This window comes from Streptomyces ipomoeae 91-03 (genome assembly GCF_000317595.1).
GTDB lineage: Bacteria > Actinomycetota > Actinomycetes > Streptomycetales > Streptomycetaceae > Streptomyces > Streptomyces ipomoeae.
The window spans coordinates 1-7,020 of sequence record NZ_AEJC01000085.1 but is presented as its reverse complement, the minus strand read 5'-3'; the positions used below and the strand labels follow the sequence as shown (position 1 = coordinate 7,020).

The window sequence follows — 7,020 nt, the reverse complement described above, 5'->3', positions numbered from 1 at the left end:
ACGGCCCGTCGTACTCCCGGTGGGACATCTGCCTCCCGGCAGGACATCCGCAGTGGCTTCGGGATCCGGTGCTGCGGCCGGATCCCGTCGAGATGCCGGCTACTTCCGCGCCACCCACTGGACGGCATACCGACCGGTCGGCATCATGGGTGCGGTCCTGTTCACCCGCATGTAGGAGCGACGATGCGCCCAGACCACCCGCCAGGCCTCGATCCCGACCGGCTCCGCGCCCTGCTCGACGCCGAGCGGCCCGGACTGGTGGCGGGTCCGCTCACCGCTCGGCTGATCGAGGGCGGGCGGTCGAACCTGACGTACGAGGTCACGGACGGTGTCGCCAAGTGGGTCGTACGACGGCCGCCGCTGGGCCATGTGCTGGCGACCGCGCACGACATGAAGCGCGAGCACCGGGTGATCAGCGCGCTGTACCCCACCGACGTACCGGTGCCGCGGCCTGTGCTGCTGTGCGAGGACGAGGAGGTGCTGGGCGCGCCGTTCTACGTCATGGAGTTCGTCGAGGGCACCCCGTACCGCACCGCCGAGCAGCTGGCCCAGCTGGGGCCGGAGCGCACCCGGGCGGCCGTGCTGGGCCTGGTGGACACGCTGGTCGGGCTGCACGCGGTGGACCCGGCCGAGGTGGGCCTCGCCGACTTCGGACGCCCGGAGGGCTTCCTGGACCGGCAGCTGCGGCGCTGGGGCAAGCAGCTGGACGCGTCCCGCAACCGCGAGCTGGCCGGCATCGACGAGCTGCACGCCACCCTGGGGCGCCGGCTGCCCCACTCCCCCGCGCCGACCGTCGTGCACGGCGACTATCGGCTCGACAACGTGCTACTCGGAGACGACGACCGGATCAGGGCGATCCTCGACTGGGAGATGTCCACGCTCGGTGATCCGCTCACCGACCTGGGGCTGCTGGTGATGTACAGCGTGCCGCTCGGGCTGCCCGACTCCCCCGTCTCCACGACCGCGACGGCCGCCGGGCACCCGGAACCGGCCGAGATCGTCGAGCGGTACGCGGCGCGCTCGGGGCGCGATGTGTCTTCCGTGTCCTGGTACACCGCGTTCGCGTGGTTCAAGCTCGCCGTGATCCTTGAGGGCATCCACTACCGGTACACGCTCGGTCAGACGGTCGGCCGCGGCTTCGACCGCATCGGCGAACTGGTCCCCGTCTTCATCGACCACGGTCTGACGACTCTTCGTACCGGCTCCGGCTCCGGCTCCGGCTCTCAGGAAGGCTGATCCGCCATGGACTTCGCATTCGACGCCCGTACCGAGGAGCTGCGCGGCAAGCTCCTCGCCTTCATGGACGAGTACGTCTACCCGGCGGAGCCGGTGGCCGAGGAGCAGCGGGCCGCGCTGGCCTCGCCGTGGGACACACCGGCCGTGGTGGAGGAGCTGAAGGCCGAGGCCCGCCGCCAGGGGCTGTGGAACCTCTTCCTGCCCGACTCCGAGTACGGTGCCGGGCTCACGAACCTCCAGTACGCGCCGCTCGCCGAGATCACCGGGCGTTCCCCGCAGCTGGCGCCGACCGCGTTGAACTGCGCGGCGCCCGACACGGGCAACATGGAGGTGCTGACGCAGTTCGGTGACGAGCAGCAGAAGAAGCAGTGGCTGGAGCCGTTGCTCGCCGGTGAGATCCGGTCGGCGTTCGCGATGACCGAGCCGGAGGTGGCTTCGTCCGATGCCACCAACATCACGACGCGCATCGAGCGGGACGGCGACGAGTACGTCATCACCGGGCGCAAGTGGTACATCTCCGGGGCGATGAACCCCGACTGCAAGATCTTCATCGTGATGGGCAAGACGGATCCCGCTGGGGCCGACATCCGGCGCCAGCAGTCGATGGTGCTGGTGCCCCGCGACACGCCGGGTGTGACCGTGAACCGCGCGATGCGCGTTTTCGGCTACGAGGACCACTACCACGGTGGCCACGCCGAGGTGGTCTTCGACCACGCGCGCGTGCCGGTGTCCAACCTCATCGGCGAGGAGGGCGGCGGCTTCGCCATCGCGCAGGCGCGGCTCGGACCCGGGCGGATCCACCACTGCATGCGCCTCATCGGCATGGCCGAGCGGGCGATCGAGCTGATGTGCCGGCGGGCGGTGTCCCGGGAGGCCTTCGGCAAGGCGCTGGCCCAGCAGGGGGTGGTGCACAACTGGATCGCCGACGCGCGTGTCACCGTGGAGCAGTTGCGGTTGCTGGTGTTGAAGACGGCGTGGCTGATGGACACCGTGGGCAACAGGGGAGCGCACACGGAGATTCAGGCCATCAAGATCGCCACGCCTCGTGCGGTTGTCGACGTCATCGACCGGGCGATTCAGTTGCATGGTGCGGGGGGTGTGAGTCAGGACTTTCCGCTGGCGGAGCTGTACGCGGGGGCGCGGACCTTGATGATCGCCGACGGGCCGGATGAGGTGCATCAGCGGTCGTTGGCTCGGCGGGAGTTGAAGAAGTACGTGTGACGCGGCGCGGGCGGCGGGGGCGGAGAGAACCTCGGTCCGTTACGGGCGTAGTGCTCTCAGTAGCAGATCCGCCAAGTGGTCCGCGACCTCCTGTGGGCTCATCGGGCCGTCGGGGCGGTACCACGTCGACAGGTGGTGGACCGAGCCGAAGTGGTAGTCGACCACCAGGTCGGCCGGGGTCGCGGTGGAGAAGACGCCGGACTCCTGGCCCTCCTCGACGAGCGCGCGGAAGCGTTCGTGGTAGCGGCGGCGCTCGGCGCGTACCTGCTTGTTCTTCTCGGGGCTCAAGTGGTGCATGGAGCGGAAGAAGATCATCGCGTCGTCGAGGTTCTCGATGGTCGTGACGACCACGTCGGCCGCCGCGGCCCGCAGCCGCTTCTCGATCGGCTCGTCGGCGTCCGCGAAGGCGTCGAGACGTTCCTGCTGGACGCGCAGCACGCGCGCGTACACCTCGTGCAGGAGGTCGTCCTTGGAGCCGAAGTAGTGGTACAGCGCGCCCTTGGTGACGCCCGCCGCCTCGACGATCTCCTGCACGGAGGTGCGGTCGTAGCCCTGCTCGGCGAAGAGCCGGGTGGCGGCGGCCAGCAGCCGCTGCGGGACGGGAGTACCGTCTCCGTCCGTCGTCCTGGGCACTGCCGCCACCTTCCTTCCGTGGTTCTGTGGTCGCCCACTGGTCGTCCGTCGGCCGCCCATCGGTTCCCGCCCCGGCGGAAATGCGGCGCTTGCCGGAGGATCATCCCACTCTCCGGCCCTTGTCCATCGAGCAGGGCGGTCAGCCGGTCGTCTCCCACTTCCGCTGGATGTGGTTCATGTTCGTCAGCCAACGCTCCGGGTCGGTCGCCCGGGCCTGGTAGAAACCGGCGACCTCCGGGTGCGGAAGGATCAGGAAGCGGTCGTTCTCCATGCCCTCGAAGAGCGCGTCCGCGACGGCCTCCGGCTCGATCGCGGTCGGCGCGAGCACCAGGTCACCCGCGCTGCCGGAGGCCGTCAGCATGTCGGTGCGCACTCCCTGGGGGCAGATCGCGTGCACCTTGAGGCCACGGTGGCGGTACGTGAGCGACAGCCACTCGGCGAAGGCGTACGCCCCGTGCTTGGTGACGCTGTAGGGGGCCGCGCCGATCATCGTGAGCAGCCCGGCGGCCGAGACCGTGGACACAAAGCGCCCGCTGCCGCGCTCCAGCCAGTCCGGCAGGAGTTCGTGGGCCGCCCGGACGTGTGCCATCACGTTCACGTCCCAGGCGAGCGCCCAGACCTTCTCGTCGGCCGCTTCGGTACCGCCCGAGGCGACCCCGGCGTTCGCGCAGTACACGTCGACCGTCCCGCCGAGCGCCTCGCGGGCCGCGGCGACGATCGTGGACGCGTCCCCGGGCAGAGCGATCCCGCCGATCTCCTCGGCCACGGCCTTCGCCCGCTCGGCGTCCAGGTCGTTCACGACGACCCGGGCCCCCTCAGCCGCGAACCGCCGAGCCAGCGCGGCCCCGATCCCACCCCCGGCCCCGGTGACGACCACGCCCGCGTTCCGCACGACTTCCACCATTGGTCTCCTTCGACACGACGCACCGCGACGTACGGCGATCCAGACGTACGGCGATCCACTCGAATGGCTGCACTTCGAGACTTCGAGCTCAGACTAACCAGTCGGTATGTAGCAGAGAAAGGGTGCCCCCGGCCGCGCCCCGAAAGGGGCGGGGGGCTGTGTCGATGTGCGGCTCCGCCGCGTGGTCGCGACCGCGACCAGCCACACTCGACCCGCAGGCCCCAAACCGCCCGCGGAAGCCCATAGCGTGCCTGCACACCGCCCCCCGCGATGACGGAGATACCCCCATGCACCTCTCCCGCCGCACCTTCCTGGCCGCCTCCACAGCCGCCACCGCAGCCACCGCCGCCTCGGCCTGCTCCGCCACCGAGCCGACCGCCGCTCCCCCGGCCAGGGCAGCCGCCCCACGGCTGCGCACCGGCTTCGAGCGACTGGCAGCCACCGGCTACAAGGAACTCGGCGGCCAAAAGGTCGGCATCGTCACGAACCCCACCGGCGTCACCAGGGACGTACGCCACATCGTCGACGTGATGCACGGCGACGACCGGGTGGACCTCAGGGCGGTCTTCGGCCCCGAGCACGGTTTTCGCGGGACCGCGCAGGCCGGCGGCTCCGAGGGCCGTTACGACGACCCGGCGACGGGTCTGCCCGTGTACGACACGTACCGGAAGAGCGGCCGGCCCCTCGCGGACATCTTCACCGCGTCCGGCGTGGACACGATCGTCTTCGACATCCAGGACGTCGGCGCCCGCTTCTACACGTACGTCTGGACGCTGTACGACTGCATGGAGGCGGCCCGGCTCGTCGGCAAGCGCTTCGTGGTCCTCGACCGGCCGAACCCGGTGACCGGCCGATCCGCCGAAGGCCCCGTGCTGCACAAGGAGTTCGCGACGTTCGTCGGGCGGCAGCCCGTCTCGCAGGCGCACGGGATGACGGTGGCGGAGCTGGCGCGGCTGTTCAACGGGGAGTTCCTGGACAAACCCGTACCGCTGGAGACGGTACTGATGTCGGGGTGGCAGCGGTCCCGGTTCTACGACGCGTACGGGCTGCCCTGGGTGCCGCCGAGCCCGAACATGCCGACGCCCGACACGGCGCTCGTGTACTCCGGGACGGGTCTGTTCGAGGGCACGAACCTGTCCGAGGGGCGTGGCACCACCCGCCCGTTCGAACTGCTGGGCGCGGAGGGCATCGACCGGCGGTGGGCGGCGGCCGTCGACGGACTCGGGCTGCCGGGCGTGCACTTCAGGGAGGCGTACTTCGCGCCGACGTTCTCCAAGTTCCAGGGGAAGACGATCGGCGGGGTGCAGATCCATGTCCACGACCGGGCGGCGTACGACCCCGTACGCACCGGCATCGGGCTCCTCGTGACCGCCAAGAAGGTGTGGAGCGGCTTCGCCTGGCGCTCCGACAACTGGATCGACAAGCTGACCGGCTCCGCGCGGGTGCGCACGATGATCGACGCGGGGGCGGACACGGACGACGTGGTGGCGGGCTGGCAGGAGGAGCTGGCGGCGTTCCGAAAGGTACGGAAGGAATATTTGCTCTATCGGTAGCCGTACGTAACGTATGGCCATCCTTCGCCGTTGGCAGGACCATGCGCCTGAGCGCACCACCAACGGGGCCGAAGGGGGCTCGGCATGGCGGATCCGGAAATGAGCGTGAGTCCGTACTGGGAACTGACCTTCGACGCGGACGGGGACGTGGACACCGGGCAGCGGGACCGGTTGTCCGAGGGAGTCACGCGGCACGGGATCGGGGATCTGGTCGTCTTCGCGCACGGCTGGAACAACGACAGGTCCGGTGCGACACGGCTCTACAGCCGCTTCTTCGCCCCGTTCCCCGCGCTCGCCCCCAACGCCGAGCTGGGGTACGTCGGGGTGCTGTGGCCGTCGATGCGGTTCTCCGACGAGCCGATCCCGGACTTCAAACCCGTCCCGGTCGTGGCGCCCGGCCCCGCGCTCGACAAGGGCACCCGGCACGCGCTCCTCGAGGTCTTCCCGGGGCGGGCCGCGATCGTCGAACAGCTCGCTCGGCTGCTGGACCAACGGCCGGACGAGGGCGCCTCGTTGGAGGAGTTCGGGCGGCTGGTGCGGCTGCTGGTGGAGACGTCGCCACAGGGACCGCAGGGCGCGTTCACGGCGGACACGCTGGCGGAAGGGATGCCGGAGGGCACGCCCGGGATGCTCCGCGAGGACACGGTGACGGTGTGCGCGGACTTCGCGGCGGCACTGGGGGCGGTCGAGGGAGAGGCCTCCTTCGCCGTCTGGGACGGCGCCCATGAACTCCTCCGCCAGGCCACCTACTTCGCGATGAAGCGCCGGGCCGGAACCGTCGGTGAGCGTGGGCTCGGGCGGCTGCTCGGGCAGCTCGCGCGGACGGCGCCGGAGGTGCGGGTGCACCTCGTGGGGCACAGCTTCGGAGCCCGGCTGGTGTCGTTCGCGTTGCGCGGTCTGCCGGAGGGTGTGCGCACGGTGAAATCGGTGACGCTTCTTCAGGCCGCCTTCTCGCACTACGCGTTCGCGGAGCGGCTGCCGCACGACCAGCGGGCCAGTGGCGTACTGAGCGGTCAGCAGAAGCGCGTCGACGGCCCGCTGATCTGCTGTCACTCCAAGCACGACTCGGCGCTCGGCACGATCTACCCGCTCGCCTCCCGTATGGCGGGCGACTCGCGGGCGGTCCTGGGGTTCGGCATCGGCAGCGTGCTGGGCGCCAAGTGGGGCGCGCTCGGCTACGACGGGGTGCAGGCGGTCAAGGGCACCCGATCGTTCAAGCTCGCCGACGCTCTGAAGGCCCAACTGCCCACGTCCGGCTGCGTGAACATCGACGCCGCCGCCGTCGTGAAGAACGGCGGCCCGCCGTCCGGGGCCCACAGCGACATCTGCCACCGGGAGCTGGCGCGGGTGGTGCTGGCGGCGGGCCGTATCACCTGAGCCGGATTCCGCGCCGGGGGCCGGAGCCCTGGCCCGGGCCGGGACCTGGGTCCAAGCCGGAGCCCGAGCCGTATCGGCCGGAAGCCCGCACGGCGG

Annotated in this window: 6 protein-coding genes; 4 read left to right on the top strand and 2 right to left on the bottom strand. The window is 70.5% G+C overall.

The window, feature by feature from the left end:
* The first annotated feature begins 183 nt into the window (after window positions 1-183).
* A complete protein-coding gene (locus STRIP9103_RS05325; RefSeq protein WP_009300060.1) occupies window positions 184-1,236 on the top strand; it encodes a phosphotransferase family protein in 1,053 nt (350 codons plus the stop codon).
* A 6-nt stretch (window positions 1,237-1,242) separates the two neighbouring features.
* Window positions 1,243-2,457, top strand: coding sequence for an acyl-CoA dehydrogenase family protein (locus STRIP9103_RS05320; protein ID WP_009300058.1), 1,215 nt, complete (start codon window positions 1,243-1,245; stop codon window positions 2,455-2,457).
* A 39-nt stretch (window positions 2,458-2,496) separates the two neighbouring features.
* Here the strand turns inward: STRIP9103_RS05320 and STRIP9103_RS05315 are convergent, their stop codons facing one another.
* Entirely contained in the window at window positions 2,497-3,090 is a 594-nt protein-coding gene (locus STRIP9103_RS05315) for a TetR/AcrR family transcriptional regulator (RefSeq protein ID WP_009300054.1), read from the bottom strand.
* Window positions 3,091-3,229: 139 nt separating this feature from the next.
* A complete protein-coding gene (locus tag STRIP9103_RS05310; protein ID WP_009300056.1) occupies window positions 3,230-3,994 on the bottom strand; it encodes an SDR family oxidoreductase in 765 nt (254 codons plus the stop codon).
* 287 nt (window positions 3,995-4,281) lie between these two features.
* On the opposite strand from STRIP9103_RS05310, the gene STRIP9103_RS05305 reads away from it, so the two are divergent.
* The gene (locus tag STRIP9103_RS05305) at window positions 4,282-5,547 is read left to right on the top strand and encodes an exo-beta-N-acetylmuramidase NamZ family protein (protein WP_009300062.1); all 1,266 of its coding nucleotides are present in this window, start codon (window positions 4,282-4,284) and stop codon (window positions 5,545-5,547) included.
* 84 nt (window positions 5,548-5,631) lie between these two features.
* Complete coding sequence (locus STRIP9103_RS05300) at window positions 5,632-6,924, top strand: hypothetical protein (protein WP_009300050.1); 1,293 nt, start codon at window positions 5,632-5,634, stop codon at window positions 6,922-6,924.
* The last annotated feature ends 96 nt before the right edge of the window (window positions 6,925-7,020 follow it).

What these genes read in the sequence shown, in the direction of transcription:
- STRIP9103_RS05325 (WP_009300060.1), top strand. Translation starts at nt 184, where the DNA reads ATGCGCCCAGACCACCCGCCAGGCCTCGATCCCGACCGGCTCCGCGCC.
- STRIP9103_RS05320 (WP_009300058.1), top strand. Translation starts at nt 1,243, where the DNA reads ATGGACTTCGCATTCGACGCCCGTACCGAGGAGCTGCGCGGCAAGCTC.
- STRIP9103_RS05310 (WP_009300056.1), bottom strand. Translation starts at nt 3,994, where the DNA reads ATGGTGGAAGTCGTGCGGAACGCGGGCGTGGTCGTCACCGGGGCCGGG.
- STRIP9103_RS05305 (WP_009300062.1), top strand. Translation starts at nt 4,282, where the DNA reads ATGCACCTCTCCCGCCGCACCTTCCTGGCCGCCTCCACAGCCGCCACC.
- STRIP9103_RS05300 (WP_009300050.1), top strand. Translation starts at nt 5,632, where the DNA reads ATGGCGGATCCGGAAATGAGCGTGAGTCCGTACTGGGAACTGACCTTC.